Raw genomic sequence first — 24,805 nt, 5'->3', positions numbered from 1 at the left:
GTCAGGGAACGATCTTCATCTGTGCCATCATCCCACTCGCCGAATGGTCGATCATGTGGCAATGGTAGACATATCGGCCAAGATATGGCCCGAATGTCGCCTGGAGTCGGACCGTCTCGCCCGGCCCCACCGAGATGGTGTCCTTCACCCCGGCCTCGCCCGGCGCCGGCGGCTGACCGTTGCGATCCAGCACCCGGAACTGGACCAGGTGGGGGTGGAAGTTGTGCGGGATGCCGAAGAGCGTGTCGCCGTTCGTCACCGTCCACACCTCGGTCGTGTTGCGTTTGATCTCGGTATCAACCCGTTCGGCGTCGAACTGCTGCCCGTTGATGAGGAACTGGCCGGTCGACGGGTTGAAGTTGAGCGTGAACGCCCGCTCCTTCGTGGCCGCCGGCAGCGCGGGGATGGTGCTCAGCCGGTCGGGCACCCGGCTGGTGTCGGCGGCAGCCCGGTTGACGTCGAAGCGCAGCACCGGCCCGGCCACCGCGTCGTCGAGGAAGACCTGGCTGCCGACCGGGAACGCGCCGAAGTCGACGACGATCTCGATCCGCTCGCCGGGCGTCAGGCTCCACGAGCGGATCGGCGTCGGCCCGGCGAGCAGCCCGCCGTCACTCGCGATCTGGGCGACCTCGGCGTCGTTGCCGAGCCGCAGGGTGAACGTGCGGAGGTTGGACGCGTTGACGAAGCGCAGCCGGTACTTGCGGGCGGCCACCGGGAAGTAGGGCTGCGGCTTGCCGTTGACGAGGATCGTGTTGCGGAACTGGAAGTCGTCGTGTTCGAAGACCAGGCTCGCGTCGTCGGCGAACCGCGCGTCGCGCAACATGATCGGGATGTCGTGGTTGCCGGAGGGCAACCGCAGTTCGGCCTGGGCTGGGTCGTCGATCAGGAAGAAGCCGGCGAGCCCGCGGAACACGTGCTCGGCCTCCATGTGGTGGGCGTGGTCGTGATACCAGAGCGTGGCCGCCCGCTGCTTGTTGGGATAGCTGTAGATCCGGCTCTTCCCCGGGTCCAGCACGTCGGTCGGGAACCCGTCGCTGCTCGACGGTGTGTGGCCTCCGTGCACGTGCACCGCGGTCGGCATGTCGAGGTGGTTGCTGTGGGCGATGACCGCGAGCCGGCCCGTCTTTACCCGGAACGTCGGGCCGGGAAAGAGCCCGTCATAGGTCAACACTTCGGTACGCGTCCCGGGCAGGATCTCCGCTTGAGCCTTACGGGTGGAAACGACGTAGAAGTCGGTGTTGGCTACCGAGGCGATCGGCTGCTGCACGGGCGGTATCGGCATCCGGACAGCGAACGGGGCGGTGACGGCCGCGACGTGTGCCGTTTTTCCATGGCCGGTGTGGGGGCCGTGGACCGGTGTCGCGGACGGGGTGGAACCGCGGGCCGCCGCCGCCGCGGTGGCCGTGACCAGCGCGGCTGCTCCCGCGGTGGCACCGGCCTTCATGACGTTGCGTCTGCTCACCATTGGTCGCTCCACTCCTGGTGGTCGAGGTCTCGGGTGAACTGTCGGGCAGGCCCCTCGACGCGCCGTCGAAAACTGGTCGCGGCCAAATATGGATTTCACCTTAAGTTTTGGTGTGACTACCAAAAGCTAAGCTTCGATGCTTCCAACGATGCGCGATGAGACCGTAGACTCGTGCGAGTAGTCGGCCGTGACAACTCGTAGAAGGCCGATCCGATCTGAGTGCTTTTGTCGCCCACGACGGGGGGAGTCGGCGACACGGCGGGCAGCCGGCGCTGGGGAGAGCCGTCCGTGCCCGCACCTGGGGAGCAATAGGGCACACACCGGGGGATCCGCAATGGTTGTTGGAAACGATGCGCTGCGGAGGACCGCTGCCAAGGTTCTCGAACGCAGGCATCAACCGATTCTTGCCGCCTACCGTCAGCGTCTTGCCGCTGCGAGTGACGACTTCGAAGGAGCCGCTGGCCTGATCGACAGCTACACGGCGCAGGCCGACGTCCTGCTGCACGAGACGATGGCCGAGATTCGTCGTGAGACGACCGACCCGCTGTCGACACCGCCGGCCGCAGTGTCCACGGAGGACGTCGAGCTTCACCCACGCGAGTGCTTTCGCGCGGTCGTCGCGCTGGCCGACATCGTGTTGGCAGACGCGCTGGAGCAGTTGGCCGGCCAGCCCGATCAAGGCGAGATCCTGGCGCTGGTCGCCGACGCGCTCACCCGTACGACACTGACCCGGCTGGCCGACGCGAGTTCGCGCTATGCCGCCGGCCTGATGAACGAGGTCCATCAGGCGCAGATCGCCGAGCGTTCGTTGATCGCGCGCGAGCTGCACGACCGGCTGGGCCACAGCCTCAGTGCGGCGTACCGCAACCTGGAGGCCCACGAGCTTGCCCAGGAACGACGCCACGACGACGTGGACCGCCGGGTGGTCATCGCCCGGGAGTCGCTTCACGACGCGGTCGGCTATCTGCGTGTGCTCATCGCCGACCTTCGGCTCTCTCAGCCGCTCGGATCACTCGACGAGGCGCTGGCCAATTTCCTGTCGACTGTCGAGACGGGCGACACACGTCTGCACACCGAGATCAACGGCGACGAGTCGTGGGTGCCGCCCGAGGTGCTCGACGAGGTGTTTCTGGTCGTCCGCGAAGCGCTACGCAACGCGGTGGCCCACTCCGGCGCTCGGGTGATCCACGCGGTCATCGACATCACCCCGCACGAGCTGCGGGCGACAGTCGCCGACGACGGGGTGGGCTTCGACCTCGCGACGGTGCGCGACGGCTCCGGCCTGCGCGCGATGGCTGAGCGCGCGGCGGTCGTCGGCGGTCGCCTCGCGCTGCGCGCGGCGGGCCACCAGGGCGCTTCGGTCGAGCTTGTCGTGCCGCTGCTCGCCGTCGGGGCGGGGGCCGGCCGGTGACCGTCACGATGATCGAGCCGACCCGCATCGTGCTGGTCGACGACCACGTCGTGGTGCGCGACGGCCTCCGGGAGATCCTCGACGCCCAGCGCGACCTCGTGGTCGTCGGCGAGGCCGGCGACAGCGGCGCCGCGATCAACGAGATCCGAATCCGCCAGCCCGACATCGTGCTGCTCGACGTGCAGATCCCCGGCGACGGGGTGACCACGACGGTCCGCCGGATCCGCGACGTCGCGCCGGCGAGCCGGGTCATCATCCTCAGCATGTTCGACGGCCCGACGCTGTTGCGTGAGTTGTTGACCCTCGGCATCTGCGGCTACCTGCTGAAGAACTCGACGCGCCAGGAGTTGGTGGCGGCGATCCGCGGCGCCCGCGCCGATGACGCGCCGGTGATGCTGGCGGTGTCGCGGGAGAGCCTGACCCAGGTGCAAGGGCCGGTGCACAGCACGCTGTCGGACCGTGAGCGCGAGGTCCTGCAGTTGGTTGGTCAGGCGATGAGCAACGCCCAGATCGCCGGCCGGCTCTGCCTGTCGGAGGCGACGGTCAAGCGCCACCTGCGCAACATCTTCGCCAAACTCGGCGCGGTGTCCCGGATCGACGCGGTCAACAGGGCCATCGCGGCTTCGCTGATCGTCCTGCCGAGGCTCTGCGACCCGACGTTTCATGGATAGCGGGCCGCTCAAGGATTGCTCTGGGTAACTTGCCCGCAAACGGGCACTCGTGTTGGACTAATGCCGTGAATAGCACTCGCCTGTTCGTACTCGGTGCGCTCGCGCGCGGGGGCCCCATGCATGGGCACCAGATCCGCCGGGCGGCCCAGGTCGACCGTACCGAGCTGTGGAGCGACGTCAAGCCGGGGTCGCTCTACGGCGCGCTGCACCGAATGCAGGTCGAGGGCGTCATCGAGGCGGTCCGGACCGAGCAGGAGGGCAACCGACCCGCCCGCACGATCTACGCGCTCACCTCGGCTGGCGCGGCGGAGCTGATCGACCACCGCGACGAGGCGCTGCGCGACACCAAGCTCCGTCACGACCCGGTCGACCTGGCCCTGCAGAACGTGATCGACATCGGAGAGGCCGCGCTGCGCACGATCATCGTGGCGCGCCGGAAGGCCCTCGCCGAGCAGCTCGACTCGTGGCTCGCGCTCCGGGAGCTGGCGGCGCCGCACATCCGCGGCCTGGAGTGGACGACCTTCCGTCATACCGAACTCCGACTTCGTACCGAGCTCGCCTGGCACGACGAGCTGCTCGACCAGTTGCCCAAGCTGATGGCCAACCAACCGACCTCGATGACCACCTCGTGACGACGCCAGCCCCGACCCCTGTGGCATCTCCGGGGCCAGGGCTGGCGGCCTGTCACTGAGCGGGCTCGGGCTGGGTCGTCGTCACGTTCCAATCGGGCTTGCTCGCCTCGGCCCAGGGCTCTTCGGGTCGGCGGGGCAGCAGGTAGACGAGAAGGAACGTGAGGATCACGCCGACCAGGACGGTGCCGACGGTCCACTGGACCGCGCGGTTGAAGTTGGTCTCCAGTGCCGACGTGGCAGCGCTGTCGAAGGCCTCGCCGACCGGACCCGGCGCCGAGTCCGCACAGCCGGGCGGCGTGGCCGTCGGATCCGACGCGCGCGACTGGCGGATGAAACAGTCGGCGAAGGTGGTCGTCGCGGCGCTCGCCTCGGCCGGCGGCAGGCCCGCCGCCACGAGCGATGCCTGCAGCTCCGGGCTCGCCTTCTCGGCGGCCGTCCCCGAGTAGGAGCCGAGCGTTCCGAAGAGGACCACGCCGGCCACCGCGACGCCGATCGCCTGGCCGAGACGCTGGGCGGTGCCGAGCACACCGCTGGCCGCGCCCGCGTCCTGCCAGGGCACACCGGCCAGCACGATCTCGACGCTCGGCGCGATCACCAGGCCCGAGCCGAAGCCGGCGAAGAGCAGGGCCGGCAGTAGCTCCAGGCCGGAGCCCCACCAGTGGATCGTGGCGATGATGCCCACCATGCCGACGATCACGATGCCCGCGCCGAGCATCAGGACGCCACGACCGAGCGCCCGGGCGACGTTGTCGGAGATGGCCGCGCCGACCAGTGTGCCGAACGAGAACGGCAGCAGGATCAGGCCGGTCGTCAGGGCGGACTTCTCCAGGCCGATCTGCAGGTGCAGCGAGAGCGCGAAGAGCAGGCCGATGAAGCCCGCGAAGTAGCAGAGGCTGATGCCGACGCCGGCGGAGAACGAGCGGTGCGAGAACAGGCGCATGCTCACGAGCGGGACCTGGGCGCGTCGGGCCCGGCGCAACTCCCACACCGCGAAGACGGCCAGCGCGGGCAGCGCCGCTGCCATCGACACGAACGTCCATGCCGGCCAACCCAGGCGCTGGCCCTCGACCAGGGGGACGGCCAGCAGCAGGACGGCGGCCGAGACGAGCAGCATGCCGATCACGTCGAGCCCACCGCGGCGGCCTCGCGACTCGGGCACCAGGATCAGCGCGGCGATGAACGTGGCCAGGCCGATCGGCACGTTGAGCAGGAACACCGGTCGCCAGTCCCAGCCGTTGAGGTCCCACGCGATCAGCAGGCCGCCGAGGAGCGGGCCGCTGGCCGTCGCGATGCCGCCGATCGCGCCGTAGATCCCGTACGCCTTTCCGGTCTCCTTCGCCGGGAACGTGGTCTGGATCAGCGCCAGCACTGGCGGGTTGAGGATGCCGGCCATCATGCCCTGCACCACCTGGAACGCGATCAGCTGGCCGGGTGTGGCAGCGAGCGCCGACGCCGCAGAGGCGATAGTGAACCCCGCGACGCCGATGAGGAACAGCTTGCGGTGGCCGAAGCGGTCGCCGATCCGCCCGGCGGGGATGAGCAGCAGGCCGTAGCCGAGCGCGTAGCCGGCGATGACCCACTCCATCGCCGTGTAGGTCGACTGGAGGTCGCGCTGGATCGGCGCGACAGCGACATTGACGATCGTCGTTGCCAACAGAATCATGAATGCCCCGGCCAGAATGACGGCCAGGATCAGCCATCGGCGCGGATTGGGTGGGGCGGCGCTGCGTTCGTCGGTCCAGCTCTCCGTCATCGCGTTCCTCCTGAAGTCGGACGGGGTCGACAGCGGACCCACCCTTCGACTACACGCTTTCGCGTACGATTAGTCAAGTACGGCTATTTGCGTATGACCTGTACGGCACATGAGGAGGGCCCGGGTCAGGAGCTGACCCGGGCCCGATGACGCGGAGGTGGCTACGACCAGTCGGAGGAGCCCGAACCCCACTCGGAGGAGCCGGAGCCCCACGCGGACGTCGCCGGCCACGCCAGGTCGAAGGGGAAGTCGTTGGCGCGAAGCTCCAGCGTGCTCTCCAGCACGGCGTCGGTCAGCCGGTCCACGTCGGCGTCGCTGTGAGCGCCGCCGGCGAAGAACATCGGCATGCCCAGCGTGTAGATGCCGCGCTTGCGCAGCAGCAGCGTGAGGATGAACGTCGCGGGGTTGAGTGCCCGCGAGTAGTCCCGGTAGTCGGTGTAGGAGTCTTCCGGAAGGAACTGGAAGCACCCGATGTAGTCGCCGAACCCCACCATGCGCAGCGGGATCCCCTCGGCCGCCCGGAACGCGGCCAGCCGCGCCTGGACCCGGTCGACCTTGGCCCGCAGGTCCGTGTAGTAGGCGGGCCCCTTGTCGCGGAGCAGTTGGAGCGTGGCCAGCGACGCCGCCACCGACAGGTGGTTGCCGGTGTGGCTGCCCTGCAGGCCGGTCTTCTGGCCGAAGTCGGTCCAGGACTGCCCACTGGTCTGCGAGATGTCCAGGATGTCGGCCCGACCGCCGATCGCCGACAGCGGCAGCCCGAGCCCGCTGATCACCTTGCCGTAGGTGACGAGGTCGGTCGGAATGTCGAACTTCTGCGCGGCGCCGCCGAGCCCCGAACGGAAGCCCGTCAGCACCTCGTCGAGGATGAACGGCACCCCGAGCCGCTGGGCGGCCACCGCCACCTCGCGGATCATCGGGATCGTCGTCTCCTCGAACGGGAACGACGAGGCGGCCGGCTCGGCCAGGATGCACGCCAACTCGCCCGCGTGGCGCTCGATCAACTCGACAGCGAGAGCTGTGTCGTTGGGAAGGATGAGCAGGTCGCGCGGCTCGGCCGGGGTGACGCCGGCGAATGCCGAGACCAGCGGAATGCCGTCCTTGCCGATCTCTGGGAACGGCACCGCGGGGTGCCCGTGATACCAGGGCGCGGTGTTGTGGACAGCCAGGTCGTGGGACCCGTGCAGGGTGCCCTCGAACTTGGCGACCATCCGCCGCCCGGTGTGCGCACGGCAGAGCCGGATCGCCGACTGGGTGGCACCCGTACCCGAGTGTTGGAAGGCGAACTTCTCGTTGTGCGGGAGGAGTTCCCGCAGCAGCGTCGCCAGTTCCAGCTCCAACGCGTTGGTGTAGCCGTTGCCGGTGCCCTTGCCGAGGTGCTCGCGGACGAAGTCGACGACCGGCGCCGGGTTGTGCCCGTGCAGCGCCTGAGCGCCGTATCCCATGTGGCAGTCGAGGTAGTCGTTGCCGTCGACGTCGGTCAACGTCGATCCGCTGGCGGTGGCCGCGATCACCGGAAATGGCGGTGCCTGGAACGGCCAGAACACGTGCGCGGCGGCGTCGACCGCCCTCAGTCGCTCGACGTGCGCGGCCGAGGCACCCTGGCGCGCGCCGATCTCGCCGAACAGCTCGTAGACCCACTTCTGCTGCATGAGGTCCTGAATGACCTCGATCGCTCCGCGCTCCTGGTGGCTGGCGCCCATCGTGTCCCCTTCGCATGGCGGCCGTGACAGGCGCAGCCTGCGCCCGCCCACTCGAACCCGGCTGGAGAACCGGTCGATCGACGCGGCTTCGAGCAGGTCTTGAGCGCCGTCGTCGAAGCTCGCCGCCATGACGGAAAATCGGGTCAATCTCTACTCGCTGACCGACACGATCACGCCGTGGGCAGTGCGGGCCGCGGCGACGCTCGGCCTCGCCGACCTGATCGCCGCGGGCACCACCACGCTCGACGAGCTCGCCGCGGCGACGAAGGCCAATCCCGACGCGCTGCACCGGCTGCTGCGCTACCTCGCGGTCCGCGGCGTCTTCAAGGAGACCGAGCCACGGGTGTACGCCCTGACGGAAGCCGCCGAGTTCCTCAAGACCGACCATCCCGCCGCCCAACGTCCCTGGCTCGACGTCGACTCGATGGCCGGCCGGATCGAGGGCACGTTCAGCTCGCTGACCCACTCGATCCGCACCGGCGACGCGGCGTACCCCGTGCGTTACGGCATCGAGTTCTGGGACGACCTGGCCACCAACCCCGACCGGGCCACGTCGTTCGGCGCGCTGATGGCCACCCACGCGAGCTACTTCGACCAGGTCGTCCAGGGCTACGACTGGAGCACCGTCAACCACGTCATCGACGTCGGCGGCGGCACCGGCGCCCTGCTCACCGAGATCCTCAAGGCCCAGCCGCACCTGCGCGGCACAGTGGTCGACCTGCCGGGCGTCGTCGAGCAGGGCCGGGCCCGGTTCGAGGCGGCGGGCATCGCCGACCGCGCCGAGGTGGTCAGCGGGAGCATCTTCGACCCGCTCCCGGCCGGCGCCGACGTCTACATCCTGTCGAACGTCCTGCACGACTGGAACGACAGCGCCGCCGAGAAGATCCTCCAGCGGGCGGCGGACGCGATCGGCACTACCGGAAAGGTGCTGATCGTGCAGATCCTGGTGAAGGACGAGAACGACAACTTCCCCGATGACCCGGCCCGACTGATGTTCATCACCCAGATGGACCTGCGCCTCCTCTCGCTCATGGCGGGCAAGGCGAGGACCTGGCGCGAGTACGCCGAACTTGGCGAGAAGGCCGGGCTCCAGGTGGACGGCAGCACCGTGATCCCCACCGGGCAGACCCTGCTCTCGCTCCGCCGCGGCTGAGCCGACGGGCCCCTTGCCGACGGTTTCCGGTTGGGAAGGGGCCCTCGCTAACGGACCGTGCGCGCGTCGTACCGTTGCGGACATGAACCCGGCGGTCAGACGAATCGCGATCGATGCGCTCATCGCGGTCGTCGTCGCGGCCGTCGTGGCAGTGGCGATCCGGGTCGCCGACGAGCCCGGCGCCCGGCCGCCGGACGCGCGCGCCTACGCGATCGGCGCGGTGATCGGGCTGCTGCTGGTCTTCCGGCGCCGGTGGCCGCTGCTGGTGCTGGTCGGCTCGGTCACCGCGCTGATGATCTACTACGCGCTCGAGTACCCGGGCATCCCGCCCGCCCTCCCGCTGGCCGCCGCCCTCTTCTCCGTGGCGGCCGCCGGCCGGTTCACCTGGGCGCTCGTCGTCGCCGGGTTCTTCGTCGTCCTTGAGCTGATCATGCGGTACACGCTGTTCGGCGAGGGTTTCTTTCCCGCCCTCTCGGCCACCCTCGAAGAGGGTTCGTTGCTCGCGGCAGTGGTGCTGCTCGCCGAGACGATCCGCACCCGCCGGGACCGGCTGGCCGAGGCACAGCAGCGTCTCGCGGTGATGCGCCAGGAGCGTCAACACGAGGTCGCCCAGGAGCGGCTCCGCATCGCTCGCGAGGTCCACGACGTACTCGGTCACACGATCGCCGCGATCAGTGTGCAGGCGAGCCTCGCCGACGACATCTTCGACAGCAAACCGGCCGAGGCGCGGGCCGCGCTGCGGAGCATCCGGGGCGCGGCCCGAGACGCCATGCACGAGGTCCGCTCGGCGATCGGCATGCTCCGCGACGCCGGAGAGGTGCCCGATCTGGCCCGCGTCTTCGCGGTCGCCGAGCAGGCCGGCGTGAAGGTGCGGTCGGGGATCGCCGGCACCCCGCGCCCGATCCCGCCGGAGGTGGCGCTCTCGGTCTACCGGATCGTGCAGGAGTCGATCACCAACACCGTCAAACACGCCGCGGCGACGACCGTCGACGTCACCATCGCCTACGCGGGTGACGCCGTCACAGTGGAGATCGTCGACGACGGAGTCGGGGCCGGGGCGGGCCGGCGGGGGCACGGGGTGGCCGGCATGCGGGAACGGGCCACGGCGGCCGGTGGTTCGCTCGAGGCCGGGCCCCGGTCGCAGGGCGGGGGGTTCCGAGTGGCCGCGCGGCTGCCGGTCGAGGTGGAGGAGACAGCGTGACGATCCGGATGGTGCTGGCGGACGACCAGACACTCGTGCGGGCCGGCTTCCGGGGCCTGCTCGACCACAGCGACGACCTGGAGGTGGTCGGTGAGGCATCCAACGGCGCCCAGGCTGTCGAGATGGTCGCCGCGACCCGGCCGGACATCGTGCTGATGGACGTGCGAATGCCGGTGCTCGACGGCGTGCGGGCGACCGCCGCTATCGTCGAGCGGTTCCCGGCCGTGCGGGTCATCGTCCTGACCACCTTCGAGCTCGACGAGTACGTCTTCGACGCGCTGCGCGCCGGCGCGAGCGGGTTCCTGCTCAAGGACATCGAGCCCGACGAGCTGCGCCAGGCGGTGCGGGTGGTGGCCGGCGGCGACATGTTGATCTCGCCGCGGGTGACGGCCCGGCTGGTCAGCGCGTTCGTCAGCAAGGTCGCGCCCATGCCGGTCGACGGCGGCCGGCTGGCGGTGTTGACCGACCGCGAGCGCGAGGTGATGAGCCTGGTGGCCAGCGGGCTGACGAACGAGGAGATCGGGCGCCGGCTGTCGATGAGCCCGGCCACGGCCCGTACCCACGTCCACCGAGCCATGGTCAAGCTCCGCGTCCGCGACCGCGCGCAACTCGTCGTCCTCGCCTACCAGACGGGGCTCGTCGCTCCCGGCAGCTGACTACGGCCCGTGTTTCGCGGGCGGTGCCCGCTACGGCGATCGCCGTACGCACCGACCGTTCCTCAACGGATGCCGTGCGGTGCGCATCCTTCGTATGTTGGCGTCATGTTTGAGGTCGGAGAGAACGCCGATGGGATCCTGGCCGGGGTCCTGTTCCTGATCTGGCTGTCCGCGGCGATCCTCGCCACGCGGCTGGCCTGGCGGCCAACGCCCGAGGCGCTGCGCAAGAGCGCCCGTCGACTGCTGCGTCTGCTCGTCGCCGCGCTGGTGGTGCTGGTCCTCAAGTGCGTCGCGATCGGGCTGATGCTCGCCGTCGACTGGATCTTTGCCGACAACCGCGTGATCGTGCAGATGCCGCTCCTGCTGGTGCCGATGTTGGCCGTCGTCATCTGGACCGTGCCCGGCCTGCGCACCCTGGCCAACCGCGACGACGCACCGGTCGACGTCGAGACGCGCTCCGCCGCCGCCGATCCCCGATTCGTCGTGCCGGTCCAGGTGACGGCGGTGGCGACGGTCATTGGCGTCTACTTCGCGTACGTGTCCCGCCCGGTCCCGTCCTACCTCGACGACATCGCGACCCACGCTGCGCCGATCCTGCTGTCGGTGTTGGTGCTGTGGCTCTGGCAGGTGCATCGTCTGCGGGTCGTGACCGCTACCGACTTCGCACGCCGTGGCCGGCGTGCCAGCGCCCTGCGCGCCACCGCGCAGGCCGCCGTCGTGGTGCTGGTCGTCGTCGCCGGTATCACCTACGTGGCGCAGAGCAGCAGGCTGCCCGACCGGATGAGCATGACGTCCCACGACAACGTCGACTACGGCGGCGGCCCGTCGATCGGTCACGGTGGTCACGGCGGGACCTCCGTCGACGACCTGCGAGGGCCGCGGACCGGCAAGCCCAACAAGGCCTTCACCCTGACCGCGAAGAACGCCACGGTACGGCTCTCGTCAGGCACCGAGATCGAGGCGCTGACGTACAACGGACAGTCGCCGGGGCCGGAGCTGCGGGTCCGCGAGGGAGACCTCGTCGAGGTGACGCTGCACAACGAGATTCCCGACGAGAACGTGACCATCCACTGGCACGGCCTCGACGTCCCCAACGGTGAGGACGGCGTTGCCGGCGCGACGCAGAACGCTGTGGAGCCGGGCGGCAGCTTCACCTACCGGTTCATCGCCGAGCAGGTCGGCACCTTCTGGTACCACACCCACCAGAACCCGCTCGAGGCGATCAGGCGGGGTCTGTTCGGCGCGTTGATCGTGGAGCCGCGCGACGGCCCACCAGCCGGCGAGCGGGACTTCGTCGTGCAGGCCCACGAGTGGCGTACGCCCGACGACAACATCGTCTCGTTCGGCACGAGTGACACGCTGCAACGCCAGGAGGTGGCCCCGGGCACGCCGGTGCGGCTGCGCCTGATCAACACCGACAACAATCCGTCCACCGACAGCCGCCCTCGGGCCCTGACGGTCAACGGCACGCCGGTGCGGGTGGCGGCTATCGACGGGGTCGACGTCATCGGTCCGACCCCGCTGACCGACCCGCGGTTCGGTCTGGCGACCGGTGGACGCTACGACGTGACGTTCACGATGCCGGCGGGCCCGGTGCGTCTGACCGACCTCGCCAACCGTGACGCCGGGTTGGTCCTGGCACCACCGGGTGACACCTCGACGCCGAAGATCGTTGACGACGGGGACCACTTCGACCCGCTCTCGTACGGGTCTGGCGGCACCCGGCCCTTCGACGCGGGCTCGTCGTACGACCGTTCGTTCACCCAACTCCTCGACGACCGGCTGTCCTTCTACAACGGGGGCCTCCACCTGGTGCCGATCATCAACGGGCACAGCTTCCCCAACACGCCGACGCTCATGGTCCGGATGGACGACGTGGTCAAGGTACGGATCGTCAACCGCAGCCACCAGAACCACCCGATGCATCTGCACGGCCACCACGCGTTGGTGCTGTCCCGCAACGGGGTCCGCGCGACCGGGTCACCGTGGTGGATCGACAGCCTCGACGTGATTCCCGGTGAGATCTACGAGATCGGCTTCAAGGCGGACAATCCGGGGCTCTGGATGGACCACTGCCACAACCTCGACCACGCGGCCAACGGCATGGTGATGCACCTCGCCTACGAGGGCGTGACATCCCCCTATGAGCTGGGGCGGGGCACTCCCAATCAGCCGGAGTAGGCGGACCTGTCGAGCCTTCCTCCACCGGGCCTCGAGGCCACGGCGGCAGCGTCGTTCGCATCCGAACCCCGCTTGCTGAGGAGAACCCATGCTCGACGCGATGCGACGAACGTTGTCGCTGGCTGTGCCGCTGGTACTGGTGGCCGGCATTGCCGCGCCCGCCACGGCGGCCACCTCGACCACTGGGCGACTGACCGTCGTCGCCCGCAACCTCGACAACCCTCGCGGTGTCGCCATCGACCGGGCCGGCATCGTCTACGTCGCCGAGGCCGGGCTCGGCGGCGAAGACGTGTGCATCCCCGGCACGTTCGGCACCAACCTCTGCTACGGCTCGACCGGTGCGATCACTGCGGTCCGTCACGGCTGGCAGAAGCGAGTCGTGACGGGCCTGCCGTCGCTGCGGAGCACCGGCGGCGGTTTCTCCGTCTACGGTGCCCACGACCTGGCCTTCGATCGGCAGGGCAAGCTCCTGGTGGCGATGGGCTACAGCACCGACCCGGTCTCGCGCGACCTGCTCGGTGCGGCCGGGGCCACGATGGGAACCATCCTCCGGGTCGAAGGGAAGCGCCGCTGGTCTGTCGTCGGCGACCTCTCCGCCTACGAGGGGCAGAACAACCCCGACGGGGTCATTCCGGAGAGCCAGCCGTACGCGGTCGTCGCCGACGGGCGTGACGTCTACGCGCTCGACGCGGCCGCAAACGACGTGCTCAAGATCGACCGCCGCGGTGTGGTCACTGCCGAACACGTGTGGCCGCAGGAGCAGGTTCCTGCGCCGCCGGAGTGGGGTCTGCCGCCCGGTTCGACGACGCCGATCCAGTTCGTGCCGGTCACCATCACCCGTGGGCCGGACGGCGCCTTCTACATCGGGCAGCTGACGGGCCACCCCTTCCCGAACGGCGGCGCCCGGGTGTGGCGGCTGGTGCCCGGGCAGGAACCGACGATCTTCGCGACCGGCTTCACCAACATCATCGACATCGCGTTCGACAAGCGGGGTCGACTGGTCGTGCTGGAGATCGCGAAGAACGGGCTCAGCTCCGGAGATTCCACCGGCGCGTTGATCCGGGTGGAGCGCGACGGTAGCCACCGGGAGTTGGCGAGCACCGGCCTGGACTCCCCGATGTCGTTCGCCATCGCCAAGGACGGCAGCTTCTACATCGCCAACAAGGGCCTCGGCATCGGCGAGTTGGTCCGTCTGTCCACACAAGACTGACAGAGTCGCGCGGCGATCGTGGCGTTCTTCGTGTCGGGAGGACGCCACGATAGCTGTGGTGTCACACGTCCGCGATACGGTGCCAATCGTGTGCACGCTGGCGTCGGGGGATGGGGTCTGGGGGTTAGGTTGACGCGGTCCGACGGCGGGTTTCCCGCCGGCGCCACCACCACCATCCTCATAGTCGACGACCACGCTCTCGTCCGCGAGGGGCTGCGCTGGGTGCTCGAGGTGCACGCCGACCTCGACGTCGTCGACGAGGCGGGCGACTCGGCCACCGCGGTCGCCAAGGCGGCGTCGGAGCGGCCCGACGTGGTGCTGCTCGACGTCGAGATTCCCGGCGACGACCCGGTGGTAACGGTGCGCCGCATCCGTGAGGTGTCGCCGGCCAGCGCTGTCGTCATCCTCAGCATGTATGACAGCCCCGACCTGCTGCGCCGGCTGATCGCCGCCGGGGTTCGCGCCTACCTGCTCAAGAGCGTGGGTCGTGAGGAGTTGGTCGCCGCGATCCGCAAGGCACGGGACGGCAGTGGCTCGGTGCTGCTCTCGGTCTCCGGTCAGAGCCTCGTGCAGGTGCAGAACGCGGAGTCCACCATTCTGTCTCCCGTCGAGCTGGAGATCCTGCAACTCGCGGCCGAGGCAATGACCAACGCCCAGATCGCACGGCGACTCGACCTGACCGAGGCCACTGTGAAGAGCCACCTGCGTCGCATCTTCGCGAAGCTCGGCGCGGTCTCCCGCATCGACGCGGTCAACAAGGCGGTGGCAGCGTCACTGGTGACGCTGCCACACGACCGGTTGGTGCCACGCCCGCGCCGCCCGCCGTTCTAGGGCCTGTTTAAGAAGAACTGGCCGGCCTGCGGCGCGCCCGCCTCGGCTCGACCGCCCTTATGAAACAGGCCCTGGCGACCGGCGACGTTCCTCAACAAGCGGCCTTGAGGTCTGCGGCACGGTCCGTGCGCTCCCACGTCAGGTCCGGGAGTTCACGGCCGAAGTGGCCGTAGGCTGCCGTCTGCTGGTAGATCGGACGCAGGAGGTCCAGGTCGCGGATGATCGCCGCCGGGCGCAGGTCGAAGACCTCACCGATCGCCTTCTCGATCCGGTCGAGCGGCACCGTCTCCGTCCCGAACGTCTCCACGAACAGGCTCACCGGGTGGGCCTTGCCGATCGCGTAGGCCACCTGCGCCTCACACCGTTCGGCCAGGCCCGCGGCGACGACGTTCTTCGCCACCCACCGCATCGCGTACGCCGCCGAGCGGTCGACCTTCGACGGGTCCTTGCCCGAGAAGGCGCCACCACCGTGCCGGGCGTACCCGCCGTAGGTGTCGACGATGATCTTCCGGCCGGTCAGGCCGGCGTCGCCCATCGGGCCACCGATCTCGAACCGGCCCGTCGGGTTGACCAACAGCCGGTAACCCTCGGTGTCGAGGTCGAGCGCCTCCAGCTCCGGCGTGATCACGTGGTTCCGGATGTCGGGGGCGAGCAGTTCGTCGAGGGAGATGTGGGCGGCGTGCTGCGTGGAGACCACGACGGTGTCGAGCCGGACCGGGCGTAGGCCGTCGTACTCGACGGTGACCTGGGTCTTGCCGTCCGGCCGCAGGTACGGCACTGTGCCGTCCTTGCGGACGGCGGCCAGACGACGGGCCAGCCGGTGGGCCAGAGCGATCGGCAGCGGCATCAGCTCCGGCGTCTCCGAGCAGGCGAAGCCGAACATCATGCCCTGGTCACCGGCGCCCTGGGCGTCGAGCCCACCGCCGGACGAACCGTCGCGCAGCTCGATAGCCGTGTCGACGCCCTGCGCGATGTCGGGCGACTGGGCGCCGATCGAGATGCTGACGCCGCAGGAGGCGCCGTCGAAGCCCTTCTTCGACGAGTCGTACCCGATGCCCAGGACCGTTTCCCGCACGATGCGCGGGATGTCGGCGTAGGCCTGCGTGGTGACCTCGCCCGCGACGTGGACCTGGCCGGTGGTGATCAGGCTTTCGACGGCGACCCGGCTGTGCGGGTCCTGCGCCAGTAGCGCGTCGAGGATCCCGTCGCTGATCTGATCGGCGATCTTGTCGGGATGACCTTCGGTGACCGACTCGGAGGTGAAGAGGCGGCGCGACATGTGTGACTCCTAACCCGAGGGGCGTGGGGGCCCGGCGAGTCTTCCCGCCCCTGGTGGAGGTTGCCTGGAGGAAACATCGAGCGATCGAAGGGGTACGCGCCGTACAACTTTCGACACGCATCGATCCTCGGAAGAACCCGCGATGTCGCTACCTGCGGTCGTTCCGACACGTCCTGCTCATCCATAGCTTGAGAGCGTCTCGACGAGTGCTATGGGGAATGGGGGGACCACTGTGGTCAGGTACGAGATTCTCGGGTCGCTTGAAGTGATCCACGAGGGCCGGATCTGCACGCCGACGCCGCCGAAGGTGCGGACCGTGTTGGCGTTGCTGGTGATGCGGGCCAATCGGGTCGTTCTGGTCGACTCGATAATCCGGGAGCTGTGGGGTGACGATCCGGCGCGCAGCGCCGTCACCACTGTGCAGACCTACATCTACCACCTGCGCAAGCTCTTCGCGAAGGAGGGCATAGAGACCCCGGACCGGACCGTGTTGGAGAGCCGCGCCCGGGGCTACCTGCTCAGGGTGGAGCCGGGCCAGCTCGACGCCGAGGTGTTCGAGACGATGCTCGACCAGGGTCGCTCGCATATCGAGTCGGACCGGCCCGAGGAGGGCGCCGAGGTGCTGCGGCGGGCGCTGGCCATGTGGACGGGGCCGGTGGGCGCCAACGTGACGTTCGGGCCGGCGCTGGAGGCGCACGCGATCCACCTCCAGGAGCAGTGGATCCGCGCGTTGGAGCTGCGCATCCAGGCCGACATCACGCTCGGCCGCCACCGCGAGCTGATCGGCGAGCTGCGCTATCTCGTGGGCACGTACCCGCTCAACGAGTGGTTCCACCGCCAGCTCATCGTGGCGCTCAGTCGCTCCGGGCGCCGTGGCGAGGCGTTGCAGGCGTACCACCACCTGCGCCGGGTGCTCAGTGAGGAGTTGGGCCTGGACCCTTCGCCTGACCTCCAGCGGCTCCAGCGGGAGGTGTTGGCCGCCGGCGGGCCACTGCGCCCCGGGCTCGCCAGGGCCTCGTGACAGGCCCTCGACCGACGCTCCAGCGCCGTTCGACCGGCCGTCCCTAGCTTTCACACGGATATCGCGGCCAGGAGGTCTTCCATGACGAGCACATCCGACCGTCGGGTGGTCATCACCGGGATTGGCGTCATCGCCCCCGGTGGACTGGGCACCAAGGCGTTCTGGGAACTGTTGACCGCTGGCCGCACGGCCACCCGTACCCTGTCGTTCTTCGACGCCACCCCCTTCCGGTCGCGGGTGGCCGCGGAGGCCGACTTCGACCCGGTCGCCGAGGGCCTGTCGCCGCAGGAGGTCCGCCGGATGGACCGGGCGGCCCAGATGGCAGTGGTCTGCACCCGGGAGGCGCTGGCCGACAGCGGCTTCGAGGTCGTCGACCCGACAAGGGTCGGCGTGAGTGTCGGCACGGCGGTTGGGGCCACGATGAGCCTCGAAGAGGAGTACGTCGTGGTCAGCGACGGCGGCCGGAAATGGCTGACCGACCACCGGTACGCCACCCCGCACCTCTACGACTATCTGGTACCGAGCTCGTTCGCCCGCGAGGTGGCGTGGTCGGTCGGGGCGGAAGGTCCGGCGACGGTGGTCTCCACCGGCTGCACGTCGGGCCTCGACTCGGTCGGCCACGCCCGGGAGCTGATCCGGGAGGGCTCGGCCGACGTGATGATCGCCGGCGCGACCGACGCCCCGATCTCGCCGATCACCGTGGCCTGCTTCGACGCGATCAAGGCGACCACGGCCCGCAACGACGACCCGACGCACGCCTCCCGGCCGTTCGACAACAGTCGCGACGGGTTCGTTCTCGGTGAGGGTTCGGCGATGTTCGTCCTCGAAGAGCTCGAGCACGCCCGCCGGCGAGGCGCGCAGATCTACGCCGAACTGGTCGGGTTCGCCTCGCGCTCCAACGCGTTCCACATGACCGGCCTGCGACCCGACGGGCGGGAGATGGCCGAGGCGATCCGGGTCGCGCTCGCCGACGCCCGGCTGCCCGGCGACGCCGTCGACTACATCAACGCGCACGGTTCGGGTACGAAGCAGAACGACAGGCACGAGACTGCGGCGTTCAAGCGGAGCCTCGGCGACCACGCGTACCGCACCCCGGTCAGCTCGATCAAGTCGATGATCGGCCACTCGCTCGGCGCCATCGGCTCGATCGAGATCGCGGCGTCGGCCCTGGCGATCAAGTACGGGGCGGTGCCGCCGACGGCCAACCTGCACGAACGCGACCCGGAGTGTGACCTCGACTACGTGCCGCTCACCGCCCGTGAGCAGCAGACCGACGTGGTGTTGAGCGTGGGCAGCGGGTTCGGCGGCTTCCAGAGCGCGATGCTCCTGGCGCGTGTGGCATGACCACTGTCGTCACCGGGGTCGGGGTGGCCGCGCCCAACGGGTTGGGCCGCGACGCCTTCTGGGCGGCCACCGTCGCCGGGGTGGGTGGCATTGGGCCGATCAGCCGTTTCGACCCCTCGGGTTATCCCGCCCAGTTGGCCGGCGAGGTGCCCGGGTACGAGGCGGCCGAGCACATCCCGAGCCGGCTGATGGCGCAGACGGACCACATGACCCGGCTGTCGTTGACGGCGGCGCAGTGGGCGCTGGCCGACGCGTCGGTCGACCCGTCGGCGCTGCCCGAGTTCGGCATGGGTGTCGTCACGGCCAGCGCGTCGGGCGGCTTCGAGTTCGGCCATCGTGAGCTGGAGAAGCTCTGGAGCAAGGGCTCGGAGCACGTCAGCGCCTACCAGTCGTTCGCCTGGTTCTACGCTGTCAACACCGGCCAGATCTCCATCCGTCACGGGATGCGTGGGCCGACCGGCGTGCTCGTCACCGAGCAGGCGGGCGGGCTCGACGCGGTGGCGCAGGCCCGACGTCAGGTGCGCAAGGGCGTGCAGCTCGTGATGACCGGCGGTGTCGACGCGTCGCTCTGCCCGTGGGGCTGGACGGCCCAGCTCGCCAACGGCCTCCTCAGTACGGGGCGTGATCCGGCCACGGCGTACCTGCCGTTCGACGCCAACGCGTCGGGTTACGTGCCGGGCGAGGGCGGGGCGATCCTCGTGTTGGAGGACGAACACGCCGCCGCCCGGCGCGGGGCCGCCGTCTACGGGGTGATCGCCGGTTACGGCGCCACGTTCGACCCCCGGCCCGGCTCCGGCCGTCCGCCGGGTCTGCGTCGGGCGGCCGAGATGGCAGTGTCCGACGCCGGTCTCACACCGGCCGACATCGACGTCGTCTTCGCCGACGGCGCCGGTGTCGCGGCGCTCGACCGCGCCGAAGCCGAGGCGATCACAGCGGTCTTCGGCCCACGCGGGGTGCCGGTGACCGCGCCCAAGACGATGACCGGCCGGCTCTACTCGGGCGGGGCGGCGCTCGACCTCGTCTCCGCGCTGCTGTCGATCCGGCACGGAGTCATCCCGCCCACCACAAACATCCGCCAGCCGGCCGAGGGCCTGCACCTCGACCTGGTGCGCGACGTCGCGCGGGAGACACCCGTACGCGCGGCGCTCGTCCTCGCCAGGGGCTACGGCGGGTTCAACGCGGCCATGGTCGTGACCGACGAAAGGAATGGACGATGACCGACGCCAGCCTCGCCGCCGTCGCGAACTTCGACGAGCAGCAGGCACTTGACCTGCGTGAACGGCAGATCGCGGTGCTGGGAAGCGCCAAACAGATCGCCAACGTGATCTACGTGGTCACCGAGCTCGGCGTTGCCGACCTGCTCGTCGACGGACCGGTGCCGGTAGCCCAACTGGCGGCGGCGACCGAGTCGCACGAGGACGCGCTGCGGCGGATCCTGCGCGCGGCCTGCGCGGTCGGCATCTTCGACGAGCAGGAGGACGGGGCGTTCGCGCTGACCCCGCTCGGCGAGGGGCTGACGTCGGCCCGAATCGGCGGGCTGCGGCCGATGGTGCAGTTCAGCGGCGCCGACTTCAACCGCCTCCCGTACGCGGAGATCCTGCACAGCGTCCGCACCGGCGAGCCGGCCTTCAACAAGGTCTTCGGCATGGGCTTCTACGACTACCTCCAGGCCCACCCGGAGGCCAACCGGTTCTTCGAGGGCTTCATGGCCCACTGGAGCCGGCGGCTCGCCGACCGGTTCGCGGCGGAGTTGGCGCCCGAGCGGTTCGGCCGGATCGCCGACATCGGCGGCAGCAACGGCTACTTCCTGGCCAAGATGCTCCAGCGTCACCCCGAGGGCACCGGTGTCCTCTTCGACCTGCCCGAGGTGGTGGCCGATGCCGAGCCGCTGCTCAAGGAGCACGGTGTCACCGAGCGGGTCGAGGTGCGGGGCGGCGACTTCTTCACCGACGAGCTGCCGGCCGGCGCCGACGCGTACATCCTGAAGTCGATCGTCCACAACTGGCCGGACGACACCTGCGTCACGCTGCTACGTCGGATCCGCGCGGCGATCGGCGACGCCGACTCCCGCCTCATCGCGATCGACCAGATCGTGCCGCCGCGCAACCAGTGGGACCACGCCAAGATCATCGACATCGACATGCTGGTGCTCTTCGGCGGCAAGGAGCGCGACCTCCGCGAATGGCAGGCGCTGTTCACCGCGTCCGGTTTCGAGCTGGTCAACACCCCGGCGTCCCGCGGCTGGGCCCTGCTCGAAGCGCGTCCGATCTAGGAAAGGAAGCCCGCAATGGCACACATCGGCATCGACCAGCCGGTCGTGACGATGGTCAACGTCTTCACCGTCGAGCCGGCCAACCAGCAGAAGCTCGTCGACATCCTGATCGAGGCCACCGACGCGGTGATGTCCAAGGTCGACGGTTTCGTGTCGGCGAACATCCACGCCAGCCTCGACGGAACCCGGGTCGTCAACTACGCGCAGTGGAAGAGCGAAGAGCACTTCACGGCGATGCTCCAGAACCCCGAGGTCCACCCTCACTTCGGCGAGGTACGCGCGATCGCCACGCCGGAACGCCACCTCTACAAAGTCGTCTACACGGAGGACGCTCATGTCTGACGGAAGCACCGACGTCCTGATCGTCGGCGGCGGCCCGGTCGGTTTGTCGACCGCGCTCTTCCTGGCCCGCAAGGGGATCCGGCCGATCCTGGTCGAACGTCGGCCCCGGCTGTCGACGATCCCCCGCGCGACCGGTCTGCACGCCCGCACTGTGGAGATCTTCCGCACCGTCGGCCTGGAGCCGGCCGTGCAGCAGGCCGGCATGAAGATCGTCGGGCCGGGCGCCGAACTCGACCTCGTCCGCGCCGGCCGCGCCACGCCACTGGTCATGCTCGGCGCCCAGTCCCTGGCCGACCTCCACAAGTCGTTCGTCATGGAGGCGCACGACGTCGACTACGACCCGTTCACGCCGAGCTGGCCGATCTGGTGCGGCCAGGACCACTACGAGCCGCTGCTCCACGACGCCGCCGTCGAGGCGGGCGCGGAGATCCGCTTCCAGAACGAGCTGATCGGGCTGACCCAGGACCAGGACGGGGTGACCGCGACAGTCAACGACAACGGCACGACACGCACCATCCGGGCGCGCTACGTCGTCGCGGCCGACGGCGTGAAGAGCCCCGTCCGGAACATGCTTGAGATCGGAGACCGCAGCAACGGTGTCGCCGGGAACTTCGTCAGCATCATCTTCCGCGCCAAGGTCGACCTGCCCGAGTCGGCACCCCGGTTCACGCTGATCTACCTGATGAACCAGCTCGCCCAGGGTCTGCTGCTCTTCATCGAGCCGGGGCGGTGGATGTTCGGCGTCAACTACTACCCCGAGCGGGGGCAGTCGCCGGCCGACTTCACACCGGAACGCTGCGTCGAACTGGCCCGGATCGCGGCCGGTGACCCCGAGCTGGAGGTCGAGGTCGAGTCGGCCCAGCCCTGGGACGCGCGGCACATGGTCGCCGACGCGTACCAGTCAGGGCGGGTCTTCCTCGCCGGCGACGCGTGTCACGCCCACCCGCCGGCCGGCGGCTTCGGCGTCAACGCCGGCATCCAGGACGCGCACAACCTGGCGTGGAAGCTCGCCGACGTCCTTGCGGGGCGGGCCGACGAGAGCCTGCTCGACTCCTACGAAGCCGAGCGTCGTCCGGTCGGCGCCGCTACCGCCGACCAGGCGTGGATGCTCTTCCGCACCCGGGGCCAGCTCGCCGACGAGGACAAGGCCGCCTACCGGGACTTCGTCATCGTGACGATGGGCTACCGCTACACGTCCAACGCGATCGTCGGCGCGCCCGCCGACACCGAGCTGCTGCCCCGCGAGCTGACCTTCACCGGCCAACCCGGATCGCGTGCCCCGCACGGCTGGGTGGACCACGACGGCGCTCGGGTCTCCACTATCGACGTGCTGACCGAGGGCTGGACGTTGGCCACGGCTCCGGGCGACGACGCCTGGCTCGCAGCAGCCGAGGCGGTCTCGGCGGAGACCGGGCTTCCGATCAAGGCGCTGACCGCCGGCCCCGACGGTGACCTCGCCGACGACGGTTCGTGGCTCGCGAGCTGCGGAGTCGGCCCCGGCGGGGCGCTGCTGGTACGCCCCGACGGGATCGTCGCCTTCCGCAGCGCCGGCCCGGTCGACGACCAGGCGCAGACCCTTGCCGCCGCCCTGGCCACGATCCTGCGGGGAGCGTGAGCACATGTCCTACCGCGCCCTCATGGTCATGCGGATGGCCCCCGGTCACGCCGACGCGGTCGCCGAGCTCTTCGCCGAGCACGACAAGGGCGACATGCCCCACGTCGTCGGCATCTCGCGGCGCACGCTCTTCCAGTACCAGGACCTCTACATGCACCTGCTCGAGGCCGACACCGACGTCTTCGACAAGCTCCTCGCGGCCCGAGCCCGCACGGACTTCCAGGACGTCAACCGGCGGCTCTCGGCCTACCTGCAGCGCTACGCCCCGGACAGCATGACCGAGTTGCAGGACTCGAAGGCCACGCCCTTCTACACCTGGAGCCCCGAGACAGGGAGCATCACGTGACGCTGACCCGCCGCGACATCAACGACATGATGCAGGCATACAAGAAGACGAGCCTGCTGCGTACCGGTGTCGAGCTGGGTGTGTTCGACGCGCTCGCCGCAGGCCCGGCCACGGCCAGCGGGCTCGCCCCGCAGCTCGGCATCCACCCACGAGGGGCGCGCATCCTGCTCGACGCGCTCACCGCGATCCGCCTCACCGACCGGACCGGCGAGCACTTCTCGCTCACCCCGGCGGCCGCCGACCACCTGGTCACCACCCGTCCGGACTACCTGGGCGGCATGGTCAAGGTGATGTCGAGCGACTGGGAGTGGGACGCGTTGCGCGACCTCAGCGCCGCCGTACGGGCCGGCGGCACAGTGCTCGACGTGCACGCCGAGACCCCGGAGTACACCTACTGGGAGGACTTCGCCGCCTACGCGACGAAGGTCGCGCAGCCGACCGCCGAGGTGATGGCCGAGGCGCTCGCGCCGTGGACGAAGGAGCGCGCCGAACTCGACATCCTCGACGTCGCCTGTGGCCACGGCGTCTACGGCTACACCCTCGCGCAGCACAACCCCCAGGCGGCGGTGACCTCGCTGGACTGGCCCAACGTGCTCGCCGTGACGGAGAAGCACGCCGAGCGGCTCGGCGTGCGCGACCGGGCGTCGTTCCTGCCGGGTGACATGTTCACCACAGATCTCGGCGGCCCCTACGACGTCGCGCTGCTCACCAACGTCACCCACCACTTCTCCGAGGAGCGGGTGCACGAGTTGGTGGCCCGGCTCGGTTCCGTGGTCAAGCCGGGTGGGCGGCTGGTCATCGTCGGTTTCACCACTGGCGACGAGTCGCCGGCACTGGACCCGGCGCCGTACCTCTTCTCGGTGTTGATGTTGGTCTGGACCTTCGAGGGGGAGTCGCACTCCGTCGCCGCCTACAACCGGGCCCTCGCAGCGGCGGGCTTCGGCCCGGCCGCCGTCCACCCGACGGACCTGCCGTTCCGAGTGCTCGTCGCAGAGAAGGGATGATCATGCATCGGCAACCGATCGTGAAGGTCGCCGCCACCGACGTGCCCGGCATCAACCGGATCGGCGGCGAGGTGCGGATCCTGCTCAGCCCGAAGACCGTCGACGCGACGGAGGGCTTCATGGGCACGGTCCGGCTGGAGCCGGGCGAGTTCCTGGCGGAGCAGTACAACCCGTACTCGGACAAGTTCTGTTATCTGGTGCGCGGCGAGGTGGTGATCCGCGTCGACGGCGCGGAGGTCAAGCTCGCGCCCGACGAGGCTCTCATGGTCCGTCGCGGCCAGCGGCACCGCATCGTCAACGCCGGTGGCGAGACCGCGCTGATCGTGTTCCAGATCAGCCCGCTGGCCCCGCGCCCCGAGCTGGGCCACGTCGACACCGAGGAGGTCCCGCACCCCGAGTCGCCGGTGCCGCAGGTCGGCGGCGTGCGCGACGGGTGGCAGCGACCGACGGGAGGAACCTCATGAGCCAACTGACCCTCGACGACCTGCGTCGGATCCTGGAGACCAGTTCCGGCGTGGTCGAGCAGACCGACTGGGCCGATCCGGCGACGCTCGACGCGCCGTTCGACGACCTCGGCTACGACTCGCTCGCGCTGTTGGAGCTGGCGGCGCGGGTGCAGCAGGAGTACGAGGTGCGCATCCCCGACGACGCTGTGTCGATCATGAAGACGCCGCGGCTCGCCGTCGACTACGTCAACCAACGACTCGCGGATCGGTGA

The 24,805-nt window shown here is 69.6% G+C and carries 23 protein-coding genes; 19 read left to right on the top strand and 4 right to left on the bottom strand.

The genetic code is table 11. The features are described 5' to 3' along the window. Nucleotide 1: 1 nt before the first annotated feature. Nucleotides 2–1,465 carry a multicopper oxidase family protein gene (locus NIE111_RS07695; RefSeq protein WP_238683698.1) on the bottom strand — a complete coding sequence of 488 codons (1,464 nt, stop codon included), beginning with the start codon at nt 1,463–1,465 and terminating at the stop codon, nt 2–4. 334 nt (nt 1,466–1,799) lie between these two features. On the opposite strand from NIE111_RS07695, the gene NIE111_RS07690 reads away from it, so the two are divergent. From NIE111_RS07690 to NIE111_RS07680, 3 genes are all read left to right on the top strand, one after another. Next, on the top strand, nt 1,800–2,876 hold the full coding sequence (locus tag NIE111_RS07690) for a sensor histidine kinase (protein ID WP_238683697.1): 1,077 nt from the start codon (nt 1,800–1,802) through the stop codon (nt 2,874–2,876). Next, nucleotides 2,873–3,547 carry a response regulator gene (locus tag NIE111_RS07685; RefSeq protein ID WP_238683696.1) on the top strand — a complete coding sequence of 225 codons (675 nt, stop codon included), beginning with the start codon at nt 2,873–2,875 and terminating at the stop codon, nt 3,545–3,547. Before NIE111_RS07690 ends, NIE111_RS07685 begins: the two co-directional genes overlap by 4 nt. A gap of 65 nt (nt 3,548–3,612) precedes the next feature. Beyond that, nucleotides 3,613–4,179, top strand: a complete 567-nt coding sequence (locus tag NIE111_RS07680; protein WP_266303762.1) for a PadR family transcriptional regulator — start codon at nt 3,613–3,615, stop codon at nt 4,177–4,179. Between the two features lie 52 nt (nt 4,180–4,231). Here the strand turns inward: NIE111_RS07680 and NIE111_RS07675 are convergent, their stop codons facing one another. Together NIE111_RS07675 and NIE111_RS07670 are read right to left on the bottom strand one after the other, a co-directional pair. After that, entirely contained in the window at nt 4,232–5,932 is a 1,701-nt protein-coding gene (locus NIE111_RS07675) for an MFS transporter (RefSeq protein WP_238683694.1), read from the bottom strand. A 161-nt stretch (nt 5,933–6,093) separates the two neighbouring features. After that, a complete protein-coding gene (locus NIE111_RS07670; protein ID WP_238683693.1) occupies nt 6,094–7,632 on the bottom strand; it encodes an aminotransferase class III-fold pyridoxal phosphate-dependent enzyme in 1,539 nt (512 codons plus the stop codon). Between the two features lie 127 nt (nt 7,633–7,759). Here NIE111_RS07670 and NIE111_RS07665 point away from each other — a divergent pair, with 127 nt between their 5' ends. The 6 genes from NIE111_RS07665 (at nt 7,760) to NIE111_RS07640 (ending at nt 14,864) form a co-directional block, all read left to right on the top strand. Continuing rightward, on the top strand, nt 7,760–8,785 hold the full coding sequence (locus NIE111_RS07665; RefSeq protein ID WP_238683692.1) for a methyltransferase: 1,026 nt from the start codon (nt 7,760–7,762) through the stop codon (nt 8,783–8,785). Between the two features lie 82 nt (nt 8,786–8,867). Further along, nucleotides 8,868–9,986: a sensor histidine kinase gene (locus NIE111_RS07660; RefSeq protein WP_238683691.1), complete on the top strand. Its 1,119-nt coding sequence runs from the start codon at nt 8,868–8,870 to the stop codon at nt 9,984–9,986. Further along, the gene (locus NIE111_RS07655) at nt 9,983–10,642 is read left to right on the top strand and encodes a response regulator (RefSeq protein ID WP_238683690.1); all 660 of its coding nucleotides are present in this window, start codon (nt 9,983–9,985) and stop codon (nt 10,640–10,642) included. The genes NIE111_RS07660 and NIE111_RS07655 overlap by 4 nt, the downstream gene beginning before the upstream one ends. 105 nt (nt 10,643–10,747) lie before the next feature. Next, nucleotides 10,748–12,823, top strand: a complete 2,076-nt coding sequence (locus NIE111_RS07650; protein ID WP_238683689.1) for a multicopper oxidase family protein — start codon at nt 10,748–10,750, stop codon at nt 12,821–12,823. A gap of 88 nt (nt 12,824–12,911) precedes the next feature. Then, nucleotides 12,912–14,033 carry a ScyD/ScyE family protein gene (locus NIE111_RS07645; protein WP_238683688.1) on the top strand — a complete coding sequence of 374 codons (1,122 nt, stop codon included), beginning with the start codon at nt 12,912–12,914 and terminating at the stop codon, nt 14,031–14,033. Nucleotides 14,034–14,162: 129 nt separating this feature from the next. Further along, nucleotides 14,163–14,864, top strand: coding sequence for a response regulator (locus NIE111_RS07640; protein WP_238683687.1), 702 nt, complete (start codon nt 14,163–14,165; stop codon nt 14,862–14,864). Nucleotides 14,865–14,955: 91 nt separating this feature from the next. On the opposite strand, the gene metK is transcribed toward NIE111_RS07640, so the two are convergent. Then, nucleotides 14,956–16,143: a methionine adenosyltransferase gene (gene metK / locus NIE111_RS07635; protein ID WP_238683686.1), complete on the bottom strand. Its 1,188-nt coding sequence runs from the start codon at nt 16,141–16,143 to the stop codon at nt 14,956–14,958. Between the two features lie 211 nt (nt 16,144–16,354). Here metK and NIE111_RS07630 point away from each other — a divergent pair, with 211 nt between their 5' ends. From NIE111_RS07630 to NIE111_RS07585, 10 genes are all read left to right on the top strand, one after another. Beyond that, nucleotides 16,355–17,164, top strand: coding sequence for an AfsR/SARP family transcriptional regulator (locus tag NIE111_RS07630; protein ID WP_196920881.1), 810 nt, complete (start codon nt 16,355–16,357; stop codon nt 17,162–17,164). A gap of 81 nt (nt 17,165–17,245) precedes the next feature. Beyond that, entirely contained in the window at nt 17,246–18,508 is a 1,263-nt protein-coding gene (locus NIE111_RS07625; RefSeq protein ID WP_238683685.1) for a beta-ketoacyl-[acyl-carrier-protein] synthase family protein, read from the top strand. Further along, a complete protein-coding gene (locus NIE111_RS07620; protein WP_238683684.1) occupies nt 18,505–19,725 on the top strand; it encodes a ketosynthase chain-length factor in 1,221 nt (406 codons plus the stop codon). Before NIE111_RS07625 ends, NIE111_RS07620 begins: the two co-directional genes overlap by 4 nt. Next, a complete protein-coding gene (locus NIE111_RS07615) occupies nt 19,722–20,780 on the top strand; it encodes a methyltransferase (protein WP_238683683.1) in 1,059 nt (352 codons plus the stop codon). The genes NIE111_RS07620 and NIE111_RS07615 overlap by 4 nt, the downstream gene beginning before the upstream one ends. Nucleotides 20,781–20,795: 15 nt before the next feature. Continuing rightward, nucleotides 20,796–21,122 carry an antibiotic biosynthesis monooxygenase family protein gene (locus tag NIE111_RS07610; RefSeq protein WP_210781784.1) on the top strand — a complete coding sequence of 109 codons (327 nt, stop codon included), beginning with the start codon at nt 20,796–20,798 and terminating at the stop codon, nt 21,120–21,122. Beyond that, a complete protein-coding gene (locus tag NIE111_RS07605; protein ID WP_238683682.1) occupies nt 21,115–22,737 on the top strand; it encodes an FAD-dependent oxidoreductase in 1,623 nt (540 codons plus the stop codon). Before NIE111_RS07610 ends, NIE111_RS07605 begins: the two co-directional genes overlap by 8 nt. A gap of 4 nt (nt 22,738–22,741) precedes the next feature. Further along, on the top strand, nt 22,742–23,083 hold the full coding sequence (locus NIE111_RS07600; protein WP_238683681.1) for a TcmI family type II polyketide cyclase: 342 nt from the start codon (nt 22,742–22,744) through the stop codon (nt 23,081–23,083). After that, entirely contained in the window at nt 23,080–24,087 is a 1,008-nt protein-coding gene (locus tag NIE111_RS07595) for a class I SAM-dependent methyltransferase (RefSeq protein WP_238683680.1), read from the top strand. Before NIE111_RS07600 ends, NIE111_RS07595 begins: the two co-directional genes overlap by 4 nt. After that, nucleotides 24,087–24,551: a cupin domain-containing protein gene (locus NIE111_RS07590; RefSeq protein ID WP_238683860.1), complete on the top strand. Its 465-nt coding sequence runs from the start codon at nt 24,087–24,089 to the stop codon at nt 24,549–24,551. The genes NIE111_RS07595 and NIE111_RS07590 overlap by 1 nt, the downstream gene beginning before the upstream one ends. Then, complete coding sequence (locus NIE111_RS07585; protein ID WP_091394916.1) at nt 24,548–24,805, top strand: acyl carrier protein; 258 nt, start codon at nt 24,548–24,550, stop codon at nt 24,803–24,805. The genes NIE111_RS07590 and NIE111_RS07585 overlap by 4 nt, the downstream gene beginning before the upstream one ends.

Origin of the sequence: Micromonospora hortensis, assembly GCF_022230935.1 — a bacterium.
Lineage (GTDB): Bacteria > Actinomycetota > Actinomycetes > Mycobacteriales > Micromonosporaceae > Micromonospora > Micromonospora hortensis.
The sequence above is the reverse complement of the archived record's forward strand: the minus strand, read 5'-3'. Positions and strand labels throughout refer to the sequence as shown.

What these genes read in the sequence shown, in the direction of transcription:
- NIE111_RS07630 (WP_196920881.1), top strand. Translation starts at nt 16,355, where the DNA reads ATGGGGAATGGGGGGACCACTGTGGTCAGGTACGAGATTCTCGGGTCG.
- NIE111_RS07665 (WP_238683692.1), top strand. Translation starts at nt 7,760, where the DNA reads ATGACGGAAAATCGGGTCAATCTCTACTCGCTGACCGACACGATCACG.
- NIE111_RS07675 (WP_238683694.1), bottom strand. Translation starts at nt 5,932, where the DNA reads ATGACGGAGAGCTGGACCGACGAACGCAGCGCCGCCCCACCCAATCCG.
- NIE111_RS07615 (WP_238683683.1), top strand. Translation starts at nt 19,722, where the DNA reads ATGACCGACGCCAGCCTCGCCGCCGTCGCGAACTTCGACGAGCAGCAG.
- NIE111_RS07650 (WP_238683689.1), top strand. Translation starts at nt 10,748, where the DNA reads ATGTTTGAGGTCGGAGAGAACGCCGATGGGATCCTGGCCGGGGTCCTG.
- NIE111_RS07620 (WP_238683684.1), top strand. Translation starts at nt 18,505, where the DNA reads ATGACCACTGTCGTCACCGGGGTCGGGGTGGCCGCGCCCAACGGGTTG.
- NIE111_RS07645 (WP_238683688.1), top strand. Translation starts at nt 12,912, where the DNA reads ATGCTCGACGCGATGCGACGAACGTTGTCGCTGGCTGTGCCGCTGGTA.
- NIE111_RS07605 (WP_238683682.1), top strand. Translation starts at nt 21,115, where the DNA reads ATGTCTGACGGAAGCACCGACGTCCTGATCGTCGGCGGCGGCCCGGTC.
- metK (WP_238683686.1), bottom strand. Translation starts at nt 16,143, where the DNA reads ATGTCGCGCCGCCTCTTCACCTCCGAGTCGGTCACCGAAGGTCATCCC.
- NIE111_RS07600 (WP_238683681.1), top strand. Translation starts at nt 22,742, where the DNA reads ATGTCCTACCGCGCCCTCATGGTCATGCGGATGGCCCCCGGTCACGCC.
- NIE111_RS07660 (WP_238683691.1), top strand. Translation starts at nt 8,868, where the DNA reads ATGAACCCGGCGGTCAGACGAATCGCGATCGATGCGCTCATCGCGGTC.
- NIE111_RS07695 (WP_238683698.1), bottom strand. Translation starts at nt 1,465, where the DNA reads ATGGTGAGCAGACGCAACGTCATGAAGGCCGGTGCCACCGCGGGAGCA.
- NIE111_RS07625 (WP_238683685.1), top strand. Translation starts at nt 17,246, where the DNA reads ATGACGAGCACATCCGACCGTCGGGTGGTCATCACCGGGATTGGCGTC.
- NIE111_RS07690 (WP_238683697.1), top strand. Translation starts at nt 1,800, where the DNA reads ATGGTTGTTGGAAACGATGCGCTGCGGAGGACCGCTGCCAAGGTTCTC.
- NIE111_RS07585 (WP_091394916.1), top strand. Translation starts at nt 24,548, where the DNA reads ATGAGCCAACTGACCCTCGACGACCTGCGTCGGATCCTGGAGACCAGT.
- NIE111_RS07610 (WP_210781784.1), top strand. Translation starts at nt 20,796, where the DNA reads ATGGCACACATCGGCATCGACCAGCCGGTCGTGACGATGGTCAACGTC.
- NIE111_RS07670 (WP_238683693.1), bottom strand. Translation starts at nt 7,632, where the DNA reads ATGGGCGCCAGCCACCAGGAGCGCGGAGCGATCGAGGTCATTCAGGAC.